Here is a 2,319-nt window from a genome sequence, read left to right on the forward strand (position 1 = left end):
AGTTTTGCCAAGAAATTGTTGCTGAATTAATGAAAATTAGACGCAATAAACTGCCCTTTTTTCAGAGAGGTTTGAGGGCTATGTCCTTGATTTTATTAGGTTTTTGACGGGGTTGTCACCCCGTCAGCTCGTCCCTATGACTCTGATTACCCCGTAGTTTGTTTGGATGAAACCAGTAAGCAATTAGTCAAACAAACCCGAATTCCACTTCCGGTAAAACCTGGTCATCCTCAATATTATGACTATGAATATGAACGAAATGGAGGCAAGTAACCTCTTTATGTTGTCTGAACCCTTAGCTGGATGGAGGCATGTTGAGGTAACTGAGCGACGCACTAAAAAAGATTATGCCCAAATCCTCAAATATTTAGTAGATGAGCGCTATCCTCATGCCAAGGTGATTAGTGTGGTTCAAGATAATCTTAATACTCATGTCAAAAGTGCTGTCTATGAAGCTTTCCCTCCACAAGAAGCTAAACGCCTTCTGGATAAATTAGAGTTTCACTATACTCCCAAACATGGCAGTTGGCTGAATATCGCCGAAATTGAATTGTCAGTTGTGTCTGGTCAATGTCTCGACCAACGCATTCCTGACCAGGAAAGTTTGAAGCAGGCTTTGGCAGCCTGGGAAGCTGAACGTAACGCCAGAGCCACTAAAGTTAACTGGCGTTTTACTACCAAAGATGCTCGCATTAAGCTCAAGCGTCTTTATCCATGTATTGAAGATTAATGATTCGGTTTTTTTTTGCTTGACTGTTCAGCCAGATCGTTTTCAATTATAATACTCAGACCTGTTCAACTAGTCAAGACTGCCTTGACAGCCCACTAGCAGCGATCGCTCTTTGGAATCTTTGGCATGGCACCATAGTTTTAACGATAGAGCCATAATTACAGACAATGAAGTAGATCCCAACTGTAGGATGGCAATGCAAAATTAAGGAAGGTTTCTCCTTTCTACAGTGCTTACTATTGCAAAAAACAAAAAGTCTTGCTTCCGATGCTCGCTCATCGCTAATTAAATTGACCCTAAATATAACGTGAGTTCGGGTTAAGCTGGAAGCAAGAGATTGTAATCGATTGCGATCGACGGTTTCTTTGGCTGATGGCAGTAGGTAATTCCCTCCAGCCAAAATGTTGACAAAACAATTGACCGGAGAACGATGCCGAGAATGCTGATTTGAGAAATGTTTTTCAACCGGTCGATGATACTTTCAAGAATCGAGCGCTTTGTGAGCATCAGACGGTCATTGAGCGACATCGATCGCTGTTTCATGTTGCGCTTGAGCTTAGTCACCAGTTGAATGCCTGCGGTTTTGAGCAACTGTGTAGCGAGCTGTTGTGAGATATACCCTTTGTCGGCAAACACTCTCCCAAACAATTGCTGCAACAGCTTTGGCACTGGGGTACGGTCATCGGTGTTGCCTGGAGTCAGAATGATGTTGAGCAGTTCACCCCAGTCATTGACCACCAGATGCAGCTTGAAGCCAAAGAACCAATCGACCGAGGTTTTGCCTCGTGCTGCGAGGTTCTCAAACACTTTGTATTGGTTGATGCGACGGTTATGGCAGACTTTTAGCGCCGTGGAATCCATAAAACTGATGCCGCTATACGTGCCAAAACACGAGCGCTTTCTAAGCACACATGGGCACGAGCGTACTCGGTATCCATTCGACAAAGCGTTGCTAGCTCACCAACCCTGGAAACGCATTTGCCCACTCGGGTTGCACTTTCTGTTGATAATACGTTTTGAAATTGCTTCTTCACGACTGGTGAAATCTAATTAGAATCGTCATAATTTCACTCAAACTCAAACTACGTGGTCGATTGCGAAAGTGCAAGCCAAATCCCAAAAGCTGCTGCTTCCATTGCGGCTCAAAGGTTTTGCACAAATCATCTACAAAGCAGAACAGTTCTTCTAGACTAAGCATGAGGGCAAACAGGGCATGAAGTTTTTGCATTTTCAGCCTATCGGGTTTGCCCCTCTCTTGTCTCAATCCTTATCCCGAACTCACGTTAAATATACAAGATGAGTGCAGACTAGCAGAAATAAGTAAGTAGCTTACAAGCAGTTAAATGCCTCAAGCCTAAAGAGCTTTTGGCTTCTGCAAAGCAACACTAAATGCATTCAAAAAATTGGTAGTGCTACATAAGTAATGATGCATTGTAGTGATGGATAAAGTACCAGATAGCACCAATGTGGTTCTCCAACGATTTTGAAAAGGACAAGGTTTTTCGGACTAGGCGAGATACCCGTTGCCTCAACGTATTGTTGAATCGCTCAATGTAGCTGGTTTTTCCAGTTTCTTTACCAACGGCTCG

The 2,319-nt window shown here is 43.4% G+C and carries 1 protein-coding gene and 2 pseudogenes; 1 reads left to right on the top strand and 2 read right to left on the bottom strand.

The window, feature by feature from the left end; genetic code table 11:
- Positions 1-135: 135 nt before the first annotated feature.
- A pseudogene (locus NDI42_RS28810) lies at positions 136-730 on the top strand (IS630 family transposase); the annotation flags it as partial.
- 318 nt (positions 731-1,048) lie between these two features.
- Here NDI42_RS28810 and NDI42_RS28815 read toward each other — a convergent pair.
- Together NDI42_RS28815 and NDI42_RS28820 are read right to left on the bottom strand one after the other, a co-directional pair.
- A pseudogene (locus NDI42_RS28815) lies at positions 1,049-1,928 on the bottom strand (IS982 family transposase).
- 214 nt (positions 1,929-2,142) lie between these two features.
- A partial coding sequence (locus NDI42_RS28820) for an IS1 family transposase (protein ID WP_242017434.1) occupies positions 2,143-2,319 on the bottom strand: 177 nt, incomplete at its 5' end.

The organism is Funiculus sociatus GB2-C1, from assembly GCF_039962115.1.
Lineage (GTDB): Bacteria > Cyanobacteriota > Cyanobacteriia > Cyanobacteriales > FACHB-T130 > Funiculus > Funiculus sociatus.